Origin of the sequence: Streptomyces manipurensis (assembly GCF_049570255.1) — a bacterium.
GTDB classification, from domain to species: Bacteria; Actinomycetota; Actinomycetes; order Streptomycetales; family Streptomycetaceae; genus Streptomyces; species Streptomyces manipurensis.
This window is the reverse complement of sequence record NZ_CP186950.1, coordinates 5,706,731-5,721,727: the sequence shown is the minus strand read 5'-3', so window position 1 is coordinate 5,721,727 and position 14,997 is coordinate 5,706,731. Positions and strand designations below refer to the sequence as shown.

The window sequence follows — 14,997 nt, the reverse complement described above, 5'->3', positions numbered from 1 at the left end:
CGGGGTCGGAGCCGACGAACCTGCGCTGTACTGGGGCAAGGGGTCTCCTCAACCATGAGTGCCTGATGCGTTGCTGTGAGTCGCCGCCATGCAAGCGCCGAAGGCGGCTCGCGGCCAGACCCCGGAGCCCCACAGAAGTGGCCATGCACAGTTGTGGGGGCCTGTGAAGGCAACAAAAATCCCCGGCATGATCGAATCCGACCCGCACGAGCGGACTCCGGCCCGCACGCACGAGGACAGCCGGGCGACGGCCCACGCGGCCGCCGATCCGGCCGCCGCGCTCCGCATGCTCATCCAGCGCCGACAGGCCCTCCTGCAGCGCGAATCGGCGGAGCTGAGGTCCCTGCGCAGCTACGCCGACCGGCTCGCCCACGAGCTGCCGCCGACGCCCCCCTTACCCCCCGGACCCCCGGCAGGCGTGGAGGTCCTCACCGGCACCGCAGCCGTCACGGCCCGCCTCGACGGCATGCTCGACTCCGCCGGGACGGAAGTGCTCGTCCTCGACCTCGGCGCGCTGACGACGTCCCGGTCCGCGGGAGCGCGGGAGGCCGGAGCCGCGGGGGAAACGGGAGCCGCGGCGGAAGCGGGCGCCCCGGGGGAGGCGGACGCCGCCGGGGAAGCGGGCGCCGGCCGCATACGCCGTCTGCTGGCCCGCGGCGTCACCGTACGGGCCGTCACCGACCGGCGCGGTACGGACTTCCCCGAGGGGGCCCGGGAACTGATCGCCCTCACCCGCCTCGGCCTCCAGGCCCGGATCGGACAGCACCTGCCCACCGGCCTGGTCCTCGTGGACCGGCGCACCTGCCTGCTGCCCACACCGCCCTCGGCCGACGGAGGAACCGACGGAGCGGCCCTGGTCTTCGGCGACTCCCTGCTGCACCGCACGGCACTGCCCCTGTTCGAGTCCCTGTGGGCACGCGCCACGCCCGTCGGCAGCCCCGTCAGCCCCCTCAGCGCCGAACAGGGGGAACTCCTCGGGCTGCTCGCCTCCGGTCTGAAGGACGAGACCATCGCCCGCCGGCTCGGCGTCCACGTGCACACCGCCCGCCGCCGGATCACCCGCATGCTGGAGGAACTCGACGCCGACACCCGCTTCCAGGCCGGAGTCCAGGCCGCCATCCGCGGCTGGCTGCAGCCCCACCCCGCCGACCCCCAGGGCGCGCCGAGGCCGGCCGGGGCGAACTGACGGACGGCCGGGGCCGCCGGGAGACGTCCCGCGGCCGGAGGAGCGGAGGGCCCGGAGCCGATCGTGTCGGCCCCGGGCCCCTCTTCCCGTGATCCCCGTCAGTCACCCGGGAAGTGGCAGGCCACCTCGCGCGAGGCGACAGGACGCAGCAGCGGGCGCTCCGTCCGGCAGATCTCCTGCGCCTTGGGGCAGCGCGGATGGAAGGTGCAGCCCGGGGGTGGAGCGGCGGGGCTGGGCGGGTCGCCCAGCAGCACGATCCGCTCCCGCCGCCGCTCCGCCGCCGGGTCGGGCAGCGGTACGGCGGACAACAGCGCCCGTGTGTAGGGGTGCTGGGGGTCCTCGTAGAGGGACTGCCGGTCCCCGGTCTCGACGATCCGGCCGAGGTACATGACGGCGACGCGGTCGCTGACCCGTCTGACCACCGACAGGTCGTGCGCGATGAAGACGTAGGCGAGGCCCAGTTCCTCCCGCAGCCGCTCCATCAGGTTGACGATCTGCGCCTGGACGGAGACGTCGAGCGCGGAGACCGGCTCGTCGGCGACGATCAGGCGGGGGCCGGTGGACAGGGCGCGGGCGATGCCGATGCGCTGGGCCTGGCCCCCGGAGAACTCGTGCGGGTAGCGGTCGACGTGCTCGGGGATCAGGCCGACCAGCTCCATGAGCTCGGCGGCGCGGCGGCGGGCGTCGGCCGCGCTCCAGCCCTGCACCAGGAGCGGGTCGGAGATGATCCGGGCCACCGTCTGGCGCGGGTTGAGCGAGGAGTGCGGGTCCTGGAACACCATCTGGATGTTCCTGCGCAGGGGGCGCAGGGCCGCCTGCGAGAGCCCGCCGATGTCCGTGCCGTCGAAGGTGATCCGGCCGGAGGTCGGTTCCAGGAGCCGGACGAGCATCCGTCCGGTGGTGGACTTCCCGCAGCCGGACTCGCCGACCAGGCCGAGGGTGCGGCCGGCCTCCAGGTCGAAGGAGACCCCGTCGACGGCGCGCACGGGCGCCCCCCGGCGCCCGGTCGCGGCCCGCCGGCCGGGGAAGGTCATGGTGAGGTCCCGTACGGAGAGCAGCGGCGCGGCGGCGGACGCCGCGGGGTGCGCCGCGGCGGCGGACGGGATCGGGGTCGGGGTCGGGTTCATCGGGCCGCCTTCCGGGCGGTGTGCGCTCCGGGGAAGTGGCAGGCCACCGTGCGGCCCCGGCCGTCGCCGTACGCCGTGAGGGCGGGCCGTTCGGCGGTGCAGCGGTCGGCGGCCGCCGGACAGCGCGGGGCGAAGGCACATCCCGGGGCCGGGGCCAGCAGGGACGGCGGGGTGCCGGGGATGAAGGGGAGCGGTGCGTCGTCGGCGGTGTCGAGGCGGGGCAGCGAGTCGAGCAGCCCGCGGGTGTAGGGGTGGGCGGGTGCGGCGAAGAGCGCGTCCACCGTGGCCTGTTCGGCGGACCGGCCCCCGTACATGACGAGGACCTCGTGGGCGACGCGGGCGACGACCCCCAGGTCGTGGGTGATCATGACGACGCCGAGGCCGCGTTCCTGCTGGATGCGGGCGATCAGTTCGAGGATCTGCGCCTGCACGGTGACGTCCAGGGCGGTGGTCGGTTCGTCCGCGATCAGCAGGTCCGGTTCGCAGGCGAGGGCCATGGCGATCATGGCGCGCTGGCGCATGCCGCCGGAGAACTGGTGCGGGTACTCCCCCGCCCTGCGTGCCGGCTCCGGGATGCCGACCTCGCCGAGCATGTCGACGGCGCGCCGGCGGGCGGCGCGGCGCCCGGACCGGAAGTGCACCCGGTGGTGCTCGGCGATCTGCTCGCCGACGGTGTAGTAGGGGTGCAGGCTGGACAGCGGGTCCTGGAAGATCATGGCCATCCGGCGGCCGCGCACGCGGGCCAGTTCGCGTTCGGGCAGGCCGGTCAGCTCGCGTCCGTCCAGGGTGACGGATCCGGCCACCTCGACCGCACCGCGGTGCAGGCCCATCACGGCGAGCGAGGTGACGGACTTGCCCGAGCCGGACTCGCCGACGATGCCCAGGGTGCGGCCGGCCTCGACGGTGAAGCCGACGGAGTCGACGGCCCGGACGGTGCCCCGGGGCGTGGTGAACGTGACCCGCAGGTCGCGCACGCGGAGCAGGGGTGCGGCCATCAGTACCTCACTCTCGGGTCGATGACGGCGTACAGGAGGTCGACGAGGAGGTTGGCGACGACGATGAAGAAGGCGGCGAGGAGGGTGACGCCGAGGACCACGGGCTGGTCGGAGCCGACGAGCGCGCCGTAGAACAGCCGGCCGATGCCGGGGAGTCCGAAGATGGACTCGGTGATGACGGCTCCGGCGAGGAGACCGCCGAGGTCCATGCCGAAGAGGGTGAGGACGGGCGTCATCCCGGAGCGCAGGCCGTGCTTGACGACGACGGTGCGCTCGGGCAGGCCCTTGGCGCGGGCGGTGCGGATGTACGGCTCGGCCATCGCCTCGATCATCGAGCCGCGGCTCTGGCGCGCGTACATGGCGGCGTAGAGGAGGGCGAGCGCGGTCCAGGGCAGGAGCAGGTTGGCGGCCCAGCCGAGGGGATCGTCGGTGAAGGGCTGGTAGGTGGGGTAGGGCAGCAGGCCGGCGAGCCGGATGACACCGTGGATGAGCAGCACCGAGGTGAAGTAGACGGGCAGCGAGGCGGCGGCGACGGCGCCGACCATCAGGGCCTTGTCGGTGGCGGTGTCCTTGCGCAGGGCGGCGGTCACCCCGGCGCCGAGGCCGAGGAGCAGCCAGAGCACGGCGGCGCCGAGGGCGAGGGAGGCGGAGACCGGGAGCCGGTCCATGAGCAGGTCCCACACGGGCAGGGAGTTCTCGTAGGAGTAGCCCAGGCAGGGGAAGCCGCAGTCGACGGCGTACTGGCCGGTGCCGAGGGTGCGGCCGGTGAAGATCCCGGTGAGGAAGTCGCCGAACTGCCGCCACAGGGGCTGGTCGAGGCCCAGGTGCTCGCGTACGTCCGCGAGGCGTTCGGCGCTGCAGGTCTTGCCGCAGGCGGCGGCGGCCGGGTCGGAGGGCAGGACGTAGAAGATGAGGAAGGTGACGGCCGCGATGGCGAGGAGCACGCCGGTGAGGGCGAGCAGGCGGCGGGCGAGGTAGGCGATCACGTGCGGCCGCCCCTCGGGTCGAGGATGTCGCGCAGGGCGTCGCCGAGCAGGGTGAAGGCGAGCACGGCGAGGAAGAGGAACACGCTCGGGATGACGAAGTACATGGGGTCGGTCTCGTAGTAGGCGACGGACTCGGCGATCATCTGGCCCCAGGAGGGGGTGGGCGGGCGGACCCCGACGCCCAGGTAGCTGAGGGCGGCCTCGGTGCTGATCATCCCGGGGACGAGCAGGGTGGTGTAGGCGATGACGGGGCCCGAGACGCCCGGCAGGATCTCGCGGGTGAGGATCCGCCAGGGGCCGGAGCCGGCGACGCGGGCGGCGTCCACGTACTCGCGGTGCTTGAGGGAGAGGGTCTGGCCGCGGACCACGCGGGCGACGCCGGGCCAGCCGAAGACGCCGATGACGGCGGTCATGAGGAGGATGCGGTTGACGTCCTTGGCGACGGACAGCAGCGCGATCATGAAGATCAGCGACGGGAAGGACATGGTCAGGTCCATGAGCCGGGACAGGACGGTGTCGGTGCGGCCGCCGAAGTAGCCGGCGGCGATCCCGGCGGCGGTGCCGGCGGCCACCACGATGGCGGTGGCCGCGAACGCGATGAGCAGGGAGACCTGGGCGCCGTGGACGACGCGGGCGAACAGGTCGCGTCCGGTGACGGGTTCGACGCCGAACCAGTGGTCGGCGCTGATCCCGCCGAGGGCTCCGATCGGCTGGCCGCCGAGGTACGGGTCCACGGCGCTCTTGTCGAACTCGTGCGGGGACCAGCCGCCGAGGGCGCTCAGCCAGGGCGCGGTGGCGGCCATCAGCACGAAGAGGAGGACGACGGCGAGGCTGACGCGGACGGCGGGACGGCGGCGGAGCTCGCGCCGGGCGAGCTGCCAGGGGCTGCTGCCGGGCGCCACCGCCGCCGCGGGCGGGGCGGTGCCGGGGGCCGGGGGGCCGGCGGAGCCGTCGGGGCCGGGGGCCGCGCGGTCGTCCGGGACCGGTGGTGTGGTGGTCATGGTGGCGGGGGTCCGTGCGTCCTCAGCCCTGGCCCTTCGAGGGGTCCTTGAGGCCGACCGTCGCGTAGTCGATGGTGCCCGTCCACACGGGGTGGCCGAAGGCTCCGGCGATGTTGGTGCCGACGAGGAGCGGCTTGCGCTCCAGCAGGAGCGGGACGTTGGGGGACTTGGCCATCAGCGCCGCGTCGAGGTCGATCCAGGCCTGGTTGGCCTGCTTGGCGTCGGCCATCGCGTTGATCTCGTCGATCCGCTTCATGGTCTCGTCGTCGCGGAACTGGCTGTAGTTGCCCTGGTTGCCCTTGGGCTTGATGGTGCGTCCGTCGAAGACGAACGGGATCCAGGTGGAGCCGGAGGGGTAGTCGGGGCACCAGCCGGTGAGCGTCATGTCGGGGGTGGTGGACAGGTCTCCGATGACGTCGTAGTAGGCGCCGGGGTCGACGGTGTCGATGACCACCTCGATGCCCACGCGGGCCAGGCCCTGCTGGACGGCCTCCGCCTTGCCCTTGTCTCCGGTGGAGACGGCGAGGGAGACCTTCAGGTTCTCCTTGCCCGCGGCCTTGAGAATCTCCTTGGCCTTGGCCGGGTCGCCGGCCGGCGGGATCTTCAGGGTGTCGGCCTGCTTGCCGCCGGAGAGGGCCGGGGGCAGGTAGGCGGTGGCGATCTCGTTGAGGGCGGGCCCGCCGCCCGCGGTGACGACGGCCTCCTTGTCGACGGCGTACTGCAGGGCCCGGCGGACCTCGGGGTCGTCGAAGGGGGCGCGGGAGTTGTTGAGGTGGAGCATCTCCGTGCAGCCCTGGGACTCGGCGAGCAGCCGGGACTTCACCTCGGGCCGGGGCAGCACCTTGGGGGCGCTCTCGGGGCGCATGTCGGCGTACTGGACGGCGGAGGCGTCGGCGCCCTCGCCGGCGATGATGCGGTCGTCGATCTGGCCGCCCTTGAGGCCCATGACGACGACGAAGCGGTCCGGGTAGGCCTTGCGGACGGTGTCGGTCGCCGGGTCCCAGTGCTCGTTGCGGACCAGGACGAGCTTCTTGTCGCGGTCGTACGACTCGATCTTGTACGGGCCGGAGGAGAACGGGCGGGCGTCGTACTGGGTGCCCTTCTCCTGGGACTGCGGCACCGGGGCGAAGGTGGGGAGGGTGGCGGTGGCGGAGAACTCGGCCACGGGGCGCTTGAGTTCGAAGACGATGGTGCGGTCGTCGGGGGTCTTGACGGAGTCGAGGTGCTGCCCCTGGAGGGGCCCCTTGTAGCCCTCGGTGCCGGCCAGGTACTGGGCGGCGTAGTCGGGGCCGCCCGTCAGGTCGGGGGCGAAGGAGCGCTCGACGTTGTACTTGATGTCCTGGGCCTTCACCGGGGTGCCGTCCTCGTACTTCACGCCCTCCTTGAGGGTGAAGGTCCAGGTGCGGCCGCCGTCGGAGGGGGTGCCGAGGTCGGTGGCGAGGTCGGGGACGAGCTCGCTGCCGGCCTTGCCGGGCTCGGCCTTGAAGGTGACGAGCGTGCGGTAGAGCAGGCGGGTGCCGAAGTCCATGGTCGGCATGACCCAGTTGCGGGCGGGGTCGAGGTGGGCGAAGTCCTGGTTGGACAGGACGGTGAGGGTGCCGCCCTTGACCGGGGTGCCGCCGAGGACCTTGCCGTCGTTGGCGGCGGCGGGGTTCTCGGCGCCGGCGCCGGTCGAGCCCTTCTTGGTGCCGGAGCAGCCCGAGGCGCCGAGTGCGAGTGCGGCCACCAGGGCGGTGGCGAGGGCGAGTTGGGTGCGCGTGGTCATGGGTCACTCCAGGGAAGGGCACGCTCAGCGGCTCTACGATGTGACCGGTAACATAGTAATGTGAAATTGCACGGACAAGGGGTGGGGAACGCCGTTACCCAGCCGTGTCCAAACCCCGTGCCGCTGGGCCCCGTTGGGGACCGCGAGCCCGCCCTACGCCGTCGCGGCCGACCGGCGGGCGGCGATCCCACGGAGTTCCTCCCGGGTGAGGGCGATCCCGAACACCTCGCGCAGGACGCCGTCGAGGGCCTCCGGCGCGATCTCCTCGGTGGTGCTCGCCCCGTCGGGGAGGGTGGTGACCAGCGTGAGGTCGTCCAGGCTGCGGTGGGCGGCCGGTGTCATGCGCTGCACGAGGAGCCGGCGGACGAACGGGGAGCGGGCGTGGGTGCCCACGAAATGGCTGCCGACCACGTAGTCGATCGGGTACTGGGCGGTGAGGGTGAAGGTGTGCCGGTCGAGCCAGCGGGACCGGCCCCGCCCGCCCGCCCCGCCCGGCCCGGGGGCGTCGTCCGGCCCGGACGGGCCGGGGGCGGTCTGGTACAGCCACCACTGGTCGATGTCGTGGGCGCCGGGGCGCCGTTCCAGCCGGTGCAGCCAGCCGTCGTACGCGGCGCGGGCGCCGTCGGCCAGTTCGACCGGCCCGAGCGGACCGGCCCCGAAGCCGACGTCGCACAGCCACTCGCGGCCGTCGTCGCGGGCGGTCACGGCGAGCAGGCCGTGGGTGGCCGGCAGGACCTTGGACGCCCCGAGGCTGACCCGGCCGATCATGCCGGTGACGTGGAACCCGAGGCGTTCGGCGGCGGCGGCGAAGAGGAGGACGTGCTCGAAGCAGTAGCCGCCGCGGCGACCGCGGACCAGTCGGGCCTCGACGGAGGGCAGGTCGAGCGGCAGGTTCCGGCCGAGGACGGCGTGGACGTTCTCGAAGGGGATGCCGGTGGTGTGGGCGCGCTGGAGGTCGCGCAGAACGGCGAGGGTCGGCTCGCGGGGGCCGTCGTACCCGATCCGGGCCAGATAGGCGTCGAGGTCGAGCAACCCGCCGGACCACCGGTCGGGACGATGGCCCGTCGGGTCGGGCCCGGTGGGGCGGGGGTCGGGCGCGGGCGGGATGTTCATGGCCCCAGCCTGCTACCTCGACCTCCCTTGAGGTCAAGCTGACATGCGAGCCCCCGCACACGGAGTCGGGCTGCACGTCCGTGTCGAGCTCGGGGTACCGCAGGCTTCCTCAGGCAGCTCGGTGGCCGGCCAACCCATTTCGTCACTCTGACGTGAATTTCCGGAACTCGGAGACTCCCCGTGGTGACTCTGCGATGCTGGAGGCCGATCGAGAGGGGCCGCAGCGATGCAGTGGAAGATCCACGGGGAACGTCCGATCTATGAGAACCCATGGGTGAACCTGTGGCTCACCGATATCGAGACGCCGGACGGTCACCGCTGGGAGCACCACGTCGTCAAGCTCCGCCACCTGGCCGTGGCCGCTGTGATCAACGACCGCCAAGAGGTTCTGATGATGTGGCGCCACCGATTCATCACGGACGCGTGGGCCTGGGAGCTGCCCATGGGCCTGGTGGAGGCGGAGGAGACCCCCGGCGAAGCTGCCGCGCGTGAGGTCCTCGAAGAGACCGGCTGGCGTCCCGGCCCGATGAAGCCGCTGATCTACGCCGAACCTGCGAACGGCATCACCGACTCCCAGCACCACCTGTTCCGCGCCGACGGCGCCACGTACGACGGGCCGCCGACCGAGAAGAACGAGTCGGACCGGATCGAGTGGATTCCCCTGGCGAACATCCGGGGCATGATCGACCGCCGTGAGATCGTCAGCAGCGGCTCCCTGGTCGGCCTGCTCTACGTCCTGATGGACGAAGGGGTTCGCTGACCTCTCGGCGGAAAGATCGCTCGTAGGCATGCCTCGAAGGCAACCGCGGCCGGCACCTCGCGATACGGCGCAAGCTGCTCGTAGAACTCGCGCAGGTGCCCGGTCAGCCGCTCGGACGACACTGCCGCGGCGGGCACCAGTGCCTCGATCGCCGTATGGCACGCCTGGTCGAGTTTGCCCCTCCGGAGCTGCGTACGGGCCAACCAGAAAGCATGGAACGCCCTACCTCGCTGGTTGGCGGGATCCTCCCGCTCCAGCGCGTCCGCGATCAACGGTTCGGCAATCGATGCCTCGTCGAGACGGCCGTGCGCGATGCCCGTGTCCACGATGAGCTTCGGCTCGTCGAAGTACGCCACCCATGCCGGGTCCGGGTCGCCCGCCTTGATCCGCCCGTACTGGCTGTGCGCCTCGGAGATCGCAGCGTGGGTCGCTGTCCGGTCGCCCAAGGTCGCGTGGGCGAAAGCCTCACGCATGGCCAGCATGGCCAGGACTCTCGGCGTCGTGCCGATGGCCGCTCGGGCCTGGTCCTGGGCAGCGGACGCGAGGGCAAGAGCGTCCACCGGCTTGTCCTGGTAGGTCGCTTGCAGGCTCATGCACGCCAACACGTTGGCCATGAAGGGGTGGTCGTCGATCTCCCGGGCCAGTTGCAGGGCCTCCGTGAAGTACGCACGGGCCTGGTGGTACTGCCGGGCGTCGAAGTACGTCCACCCGGTCAGCCTCGCCAGCTCGGCCGCGATGCCGTACAGGCCGTGCTGTATCGGTGTCGGCCGCTGATCCTTCAGCAGCCCCTCGACGTATCGCAGCTGGCCGACGACAGCAGGCCGGAGCGTCTCGCCCCCGTGCTCGTCGTCGCGACGCCAGTAGTCCTCGATGGAAGAACGCAGGGCGCGCAGTGTGGAGGGGCTCGGGTTGGTCCCGGCGGCCAAGGCCAGGATGCTGTCCACCTCCACGCCCGGTAAGGCGCTGAGGGGCTTCGGCTCGATGGGGAGGTGATCGAGCTCCGGCCCCTCCCGCTGGGCCACGGCCAGGACCGCCGGCGTCTCCCACGTACGACGGGCCAGCCCCAGCATGTGCCCCGGGATGCGCAACCCATCGGCGATCCGCTCGATCACGTCCATGTGAACGAGCTGCCGCTGTCCCGCGATCACCTCTCCCACCCGGCTCGGCGTCAGCTCGCACTGCCGCGCAATCATCGACGGGTAGATACCCGCCCGCGTCTTCAGCAGCCGAAAGACCCTCGCGAAGTCTCGAAGACGGCACGCCTCGATCATCTCGGGCTCGGTGAGCAGATTCGCCGGGACTTCCTTCACGCGACGTGACGCGGGCATCGGGCACGCTCCGGAGGAAGACTACGGATCGCTTCAAGGTGTCAACCGACCGTAATGTTACCCAAGTCGGGTAATCCGCTGGACCTTTCTGGCCATGCCGCCCTCTGACGATCCTTCTTCACATGACGAAGCGACAGAGGGCGACCGCCTTGGAAGCACACGGTGGCACTCCCGACTCGGCGCGAACGGCTCTCGGAGCGGCCCAGGACCTGGGTGACGCACCCCGCGTCTTGATGACCCTCCGGGTTTCCTGGGATTCGGGCCGGACGTGGGTGCGGAGCGCGCGGGTTCTGGAAGGCGATCCGTTCGACATTCTCTCCAACCCCGGTTACTACCCCCCGTGCGAGTGCCCGCGCTGTGGCGGTGCGCCCTCGTCGGCCCGCACCCTTCGCCCGGCATCCATCACGCCCTGATCGGCGTGGTGACCGCCTTCCGACGGTGGCTCCCTTGAAGCGGGATTCCCGGAACACGGTCGAGCTCCGTGGGGCTGGGGCCGGCAGCTCGCCGTGCCCCTCTACGCCGCTGCCGTCACCGTCCTGGTGGTCGCCCTGGCCATCGCCGGTGATCCCGGCCGCTGACCGGCAACCGGCTCCCGGCGGGAATCCCGCGCTCGCTCGACTCGTGGACTCACACCACCCCCGTCTCCTCACCGGCCCGGAACGAACCGTGCGGGTGAGGCACGCCCCATCGGGGCTGGGCCGGCACCCGTCGGCCCTGGACTTCCAGAAAATGGAGACACACATGTCAGCTCAGAAGGAAGACCTGCTGATCGGCATCGAGAGCCTGATCAGGGTCCAGGACCGCTTCACTGCCGCGGCGGCCGAGTCCGACGCCACCGGTACCTCCGCGGGCGACGACGGCGAGAACCGCGACGGCCTGAACCTCCCGCAGGAGTAGCACCCCACAGCACCAACCGGGGGCCCGCCGTACACGACGGGCCCCCGAGCCCTCACGCCAGGACTCCGACCGGAGGAACACGTGGACCACCACTTCGTCAACGCGCTGGAAAGGGCCCTCGGCTGGGACGGGCCCGGTGAACTCGGAGCCGGCTTCGCCCGGGGAACGATCGAGGACCTCGAGCTGCTCGATCGCCTGCTCAACCCCAGGAAGCTACTGGACCTGGTGATGCGCCGCAGTGTCACCACCCCCCAGTTCCGCATCTTCCAGGAAGGCTCCGAACTGCACCCCGGCCGCTACATCCAGCCCTCCGTCACCCGGCGGGGCCAGGCCATCCCCATGGCCGACATGCGCCGCGTCGGCGGGCTGATGCGTGAGGGTTGCACCATGGTGCTGGACGAGGTCGACTTCTTCGACCCGGCCATGGAAGTCACGTGTCGCGCGCTCCAGTGGTGGGCCCGCGAACTGGTTCAGGTGAACGCCTACCTGACCACCCAGGACGCCGGCGGCTTCAGGCTCCACTGGGACGATCACGACACCGTCATCGTCCAGCTCGCCGGCTGCAAGAGCTGGGAGGTCCGCGGTACCTCGCGCAGGGTTCCGATATACCGCGACTCCGCACCGAACGCAGAGCCCAGCGAGGACATCGTGTGGCAGGGCGTCATGGAGCGCGGCGAGGTGATGCACATCCCGCGCGGCTTCTGGCACCAGGCCACCCGCGACGACCAGGGCAACGGCTACAGCCTCCACGCCACCTTCGGCATCGTGAAGCGGGTCGGCGTGAACTGGCTGGCCTGGCTCGCCGACCAGGCTCGTACGCAGGAGCTGTTCCGGTACGACCTCGCTCGTTGGCACTCCCCCGGCCAGTGGGAGGGACAGCAGCGGCTCCTGACCGAAGCCGCCACCGAGCTGGCCACGAGGCTGACTCCGCAAAACTTCTTCGATGCCCGCGAGCGGGAGCGGCCGGCCGCCCGGCACGTCCCGGCGACGGGCCTGTTCGGCAAATCCACGGCCGTCGTGTGCGTCACCGACTTCGAGCCCGTGATCGAGCAGCACCACGACACAGTGGACGTGCTCGCCGCGGGCAAGAGGCTCACGTTCTCCGGCAACGCGTACCCCGCCCTGGTCCTGCTGCTGAGCGGCCACCCCGTCGAGATCGCGGATGCCGCCGAGAAGACCGGTGTGGATGTGGATCAGCTCGCCGAGATCCTGCTGAAGGAGGAACTGTGCACGGAGCTGACCCCCGCCTTGTCCTCGGCCTACACCGGTCTCGTCACCACCGCGACCTTCTGACGGCCGCACTCGACCTCGGCGTGACAGCCCTGGACACCGCAGCTCCGTACCTCGGTTTTCGCTCGCACCTGGCACTGGCCGAGTCGGCCGCCGATCTGCTGCCGAAGTTCACGCTCTCCACGAAGGTGGGCTTCTTCCCGACCACCGCAGGTACTGAGCACTCCCTTGACCCGGTCCGACTGCGACTGGGAGTAGAGCGGGCGGCTCGGGAAGTTGGCAGGGAACCTGACACCGTTCTCCTCCACAACCCCGAACGGAGCCTTGCGGGCCTGTCTCCTGACGACGGCCACGGCCTTCTCGGCAAGGCCTGCACCGTCCTGGCCGACGCCGCCCGCGACGGTCTCTGCCGCACCTGGGGTGTGGCCTCCTGGGATACGCAGTCGCTCGGCATGGTCCGCGTGAAGGGCCTTCCGTCTCCGGACGTGCTCATGGTCCGGGCGGGCTTCCTCGTGGGCATCGATCTCCTCGACGCCACCAATGCCCTGCGCACCGCCTGGCAGGCGGAAGAGACCTGGGGCATGAGCCCGTTCGGGGGCGGCCACGGGAAGGTGTGGGAGGGCTTCGACCCTCGTCCGTTTCTCCGGCCGCCCCACGACTTGTCCCGTGTGCAGGCGGCGTTCCGGACCGCATTCCATCTGCCCGTCGCGGCCGCGATGGCAGTCGGCACCGACGACCCCGGGCACCTGGCCCAGTTGGTCCAGGCCATGGCCGCGGAGGTGGACATCGCCACCGTGAGTCAGTATCTGCACGCCCTCCATGGGCTCCGTCAGAGTTGAAGCTCGGCCACCAGGCGCTCGGCCTCCTTCCGGGCCGGCGCCAGCAGCGGGTCCTCCTCGTACGCGTAGGGTCCGACGATCTTCGACAGGAAGAACAGCGACATCAGCTTGCCGTCTCGGCTCTCCAGGTCCGCCCGCCGCTCATGGTGGACTCGGTCGGCGAGCACCGGGACGGCAAGCGCGTTTCCCCACAGCGTTGCGGCGTCCAGACCCCGGGGCGCCATGCCCCAGTCCTCCCAATCGATGAGTGAGAACTCCGGCGCCATCACGTTGGCCCAGGTCAGATCTGCATGAGCCGGTGTCCACTTGTCGATCCGCGTATCGGCCACTCCGGGGAAGACCGCCCCCAGGGTCCGGGTCACCTCCTCCTGGGTGATCGTCACCGTGTCGGGCGTCGCGATCCGCGGTGTCTGCTGCGAGGCAAGAGCATCCAGAGAAGCCTTCAAGGCCGCCCACCAGTCGTCCGGCAGGCACGGGTCTTCGAGCACCAAGGCGCCTTTGCCGACAGACGGCGATGCGATCAGCTCCAGCTCATCCGCGCGCCACATGACCGGCTCGCCCGGCTCGCGCCACGCCAGGCCCCGGTACCACTCAGGCATGGCGACACCTTGCAGAACGGCGGCGGCCTCGGTGCCGTTCCAGCCCTGCGGGCCGATCCGCTCGAAGCCCCGCCGCTCGATACGCACCCACGTACCCCGCTCCGTACGGCCCCCCACAGAACGGCGTTTGCGTACGAGCGTCTGCCGATCCAGTCGCACGTGAAGGGCCTCCTCCACGCGTTCCAGTACGTCGTCCACTGGCTGAGCGCGCAAATCCACCTGGGCAGCAGCGGGCAGGGATCCGTGCATCACGACCTCCTCGGCGAACGGATGACCGTAGCAGGATGAGGCCACCCCGGGGTCCAAACCGGTGCACAGGCACGTCGACATGAACATATGACGAAGGGGCGCCTCTGGTCGGGACACCCCTTCTGATCAGCGCGTTGCCCGACCTGGTGCAGTGGGTGCACGATCTGCACCCACGGTGACTCGCGCCGCGACCGGCCTAGCGGACCGCGCCCAGGCCTCCCGTGGGGCGGCCGACGGGTTCGTCGCGGCCCTGGGCCCAGAGGGAGCGGACATGGCCGAGGTGGCGCAGCATGCAGGCCTCGGCGGCCTCCGCGTCCCCGCTGATCATCAGGTCCAGCAGCTCCAGGTGCTCCTCCGCGGAGGAGACCAGCTTGCCCGCCTCGTCCAGGCCGGTCAGCCCGTACAGCCGGGAGCGCTTGCGCAGATCGCCGACGGTCTCCACCAGCCGCTCGTTGCCCGCGAGGGCGAGCAGCGTGAGGTGGAAGCGGCGGTCCGCCTCCAGGTAGCCGATGAGGTTGTGCTCGCGGGCGCTGGTGACGATCTCCTCCGCGATGGGGCGCAGTTCCTCCAGCTGGGCGGCGGTGGCCGTCTTCGTGATCCGGCCGATGGTCGGCACCTCGATCATCGTGCGCAGCTCGGTGTACTGGTCGAGGTCGCGTTCGCTGACCTCGGTGATGCGGAAGCCCTTGTTGCGGACCGGCTCCACCAGGCCCTCGCGCGCGAGGTCGAGCATGGCCTCGCGCACGGGGGTGGCGGAGACGCCGAGTTCGGCCGCGAGGCCGGGGGCGGAGTAGACGCTCCCGGGGCGCAGCTCACCCGCTATCAGCGCGGCCCGGAGGGCGTGGCCGACCTGGTCGCGGAGGCGTTCCTGGGCCTTGATGAGACTGTGCTGCTTCAGGTCACCCATTGTGTTTCCTCCGAG

14 protein-coding genes are annotated in these 14,997 nt (G+C 71.2%); 5 read left to right on the top strand and 9 right to left on the bottom strand.

What is annotated here, in order from left to right; genetic code table 11:
- Positions 1-187: 187 nt before the first annotated feature.
- Positions 188-1,186 (top strand): hypothetical protein, encoded by a 999-nt coding sequence (locus ACPU2J_RS26290; RefSeq protein ID WP_420079289.1) that lies wholly within the window; start codon positions 188-190, stop codon positions 1,184-1,186.
- A gap of 98 nt (positions 1,187-1,284) precedes the next feature.
- On the opposite strand, the gene ACPU2J_RS26285 is transcribed toward ACPU2J_RS26290, so the two are convergent.
- From ACPU2J_RS26285 to ACPU2J_RS26260, 6 genes are all read right to left on the bottom strand, one after another.
- A complete protein-coding gene (locus tag ACPU2J_RS26285; protein ID WP_365078243.1) occupies positions 1,285-2,313 on the bottom strand; it encodes an ABC transporter ATP-binding protein in 1,029 nt (342 codons plus the stop codon).
- The gene (locus tag ACPU2J_RS26280; RefSeq protein WP_423834138.1) at positions 2,310-3,308 is read right to left on the bottom strand and encodes an ABC transporter ATP-binding protein; all 999 of its coding nucleotides are present in this window, start codon (positions 3,306-3,308) and stop codon (positions 2,310-2,312) included. Before ACPU2J_RS26280 ends, ACPU2J_RS26285 begins: the two co-directional genes overlap by 4 nt.
- Positions 3,308-4,294 (bottom strand): ABC transporter permease, encoded by a 987-nt coding sequence (locus tag ACPU2J_RS26275; protein WP_365078240.1) that lies wholly within the window; start codon positions 4,292-4,294, stop codon positions 3,308-3,310. The genes ACPU2J_RS26280 and ACPU2J_RS26275 overlap by 1 nt, the downstream gene beginning before the upstream one ends.
- Positions 4,291-5,295, bottom strand: coding sequence for an ABC transporter permease (locus ACPU2J_RS26270; protein WP_420079292.1), 1,005 nt, complete (start codon positions 5,293-5,295; stop codon positions 4,291-4,293). Before ACPU2J_RS26270 ends, ACPU2J_RS26275 begins: the two co-directional genes overlap by 4 nt.
- Positions 5,296-5,317: 22 nt before the next feature.
- The gene (locus tag ACPU2J_RS26265) at positions 5,318-7,060 is read right to left on the bottom strand and encodes an ABC transporter substrate-binding protein (protein ID WP_420079293.1); all 1,743 of its coding nucleotides are present in this window, start codon (positions 7,058-7,060) and stop codon (positions 5,318-5,320) included.
- 153 nt (positions 7,061-7,213) lie between these two features.
- Positions 7,214-8,173 (bottom strand): arylamine N-acetyltransferase family protein, encoded by a 960-nt coding sequence (locus ACPU2J_RS26260; protein ID WP_423834137.1) that lies wholly within the window; start codon positions 8,171-8,173, stop codon positions 7,214-7,216.
- Positions 8,174-8,399: 226 nt separating this feature from the next.
- On the opposite strand from ACPU2J_RS26260, the gene ACPU2J_RS26255 reads away from it, so the two are divergent.
- Positions 8,400-8,933, top strand: a complete 534-nt coding sequence (locus ACPU2J_RS26255; RefSeq protein WP_365494321.1) for an NUDIX hydrolase — start codon at positions 8,400-8,402, stop codon at positions 8,931-8,933.
- On the opposite strand, the gene ACPU2J_RS26250 is transcribed toward ACPU2J_RS26255, so the two are convergent.
- Entirely contained in the window at positions 8,903-10,261 is a 1,359-nt protein-coding gene (locus tag ACPU2J_RS26250; RefSeq protein ID WP_423834136.1) for a helix-turn-helix domain-containing protein, read from the bottom strand. The genes ACPU2J_RS26255 and ACPU2J_RS26250 overlap by 31 nt on opposite strands.
- A 741-nt stretch (positions 10,262-11,002) precedes the next feature.
- Here ACPU2J_RS26250 and ACPU2J_RS26245 point away from each other — a divergent pair.
- From ACPU2J_RS26245 to ACPU2J_RS26235, 3 genes are all read left to right on the top strand, one after another.
- Positions 11,003-11,158, top strand: coding sequence for a hypothetical protein (locus ACPU2J_RS26245; RefSeq protein ID WP_401164273.1), 156 nt, complete (start codon positions 11,003-11,005; stop codon positions 11,156-11,158).
- Positions 11,159-11,239: 81 nt separating this feature from the next.
- Positions 11,240-12,451 (top strand): JmjC domain-containing protein, encoded by a 1,212-nt coding sequence (locus ACPU2J_RS26240; protein WP_423834135.1) that lies wholly within the window; start codon positions 11,240-11,242, stop codon positions 12,449-12,451.
- A 20-nt stretch (positions 12,452-12,471) separates the two neighbouring features.
- On the top strand, positions 12,472-13,227 hold the full coding sequence (locus tag ACPU2J_RS26235; RefSeq protein WP_423834134.1) for an aldo/keto reductase: 756 nt from the start codon (positions 12,472-12,474) through the stop codon (positions 13,225-13,227).
- Here the strand turns inward: ACPU2J_RS26235 and ACPU2J_RS26230 are convergent.
- Complete coding sequence (locus tag ACPU2J_RS26230) at positions 13,218-14,075, bottom strand: hypothetical protein (protein WP_423835010.1); 858 nt, start codon at positions 14,073-14,075, stop codon at positions 13,218-13,220. The two genes, ACPU2J_RS26235 and ACPU2J_RS26230, sit on opposite strands and share 10 nt — an antisense overlap.
- A 196-nt stretch (positions 14,076-14,271) precedes the next feature.
- The gene (locus tag ACPU2J_RS26225) at positions 14,272-14,982 is read right to left on the bottom strand and encodes a GntR family transcriptional regulator (RefSeq protein WP_420079298.1); all 711 of its coding nucleotides are present in this window, start codon (positions 14,980-14,982) and stop codon (positions 14,272-14,274) included.
- Positions 14,983-14,997: the final 15 nt, after the last annotated feature.

What these genes read in the sequence shown, in the direction of transcription:
- ACPU2J_RS26230 (WP_423835010.1), bottom strand. Translation starts at nt 14,075, where the DNA reads ATGCACGGATCCCTGCCCGCTGCTGCCCAGGTGGATTTGCGCGCTCAG.
- ACPU2J_RS26270 (WP_420079292.1), bottom strand. Translation starts at nt 5,295, where the DNA reads ATGACCACCACACCACCGGTCCCGGACGACCGCGCGGCCCCCGGCCCC.
- ACPU2J_RS26225 (WP_420079298.1), bottom strand. Translation starts at nt 14,982, where the DNA reads ATGGGTGACCTGAAGCAGCACAGTCTCATCAAGGCCCAGGAACGCCTC.
- ACPU2J_RS26265 (WP_420079293.1), bottom strand. Translation starts at nt 7,060, where the DNA reads ATGACCACGCGCACCCAACTCGCCCTCGCCACCGCCCTGGTGGCCGCA.
- ACPU2J_RS26290 (WP_420079289.1), top strand. Translation starts at nt 188, where the DNA reads ATGATCGAATCCGACCCGCACGAGCGGACTCCGGCCCGCACGCACGAG.
- ACPU2J_RS26250 (WP_423834136.1), bottom strand. Translation starts at nt 10,261, where the DNA reads ATGCCCGCGTCACGTCGCGTGAAGGAAGTCCCGGCGAATCTGCTCACC.
- ACPU2J_RS26280 (WP_423834138.1), bottom strand. Translation starts at nt 3,308, where the DNA reads ATGGCCGCACCCCTGCTCCGCGTGCGCGACCTGCGGGTCACGTTCACC.
- ACPU2J_RS26255 (WP_365494321.1), top strand. Translation starts at nt 8,400, where the DNA reads ATGCAGTGGAAGATCCACGGGGAACGTCCGATCTATGAGAACCCATGG.
- ACPU2J_RS26245 (WP_401164273.1), top strand. Translation starts at nt 11,003, where the DNA reads ATGTCAGCTCAGAAGGAAGACCTGCTGATCGGCATCGAGAGCCTGATC.
- ACPU2J_RS26260 (WP_423834137.1), bottom strand. Translation starts at nt 8,173, where the DNA reads ATGAACATCCCGCCCGCGCCCGACCCCCGCCCCACCGGGCCCGACCCG.
- ACPU2J_RS26285 (WP_365078243.1), bottom strand. Translation starts at nt 2,313, where the DNA reads ATGAACCCGACCCCGACCCCGATCCCGTCCGCCGCCGCGGCGCACCCC.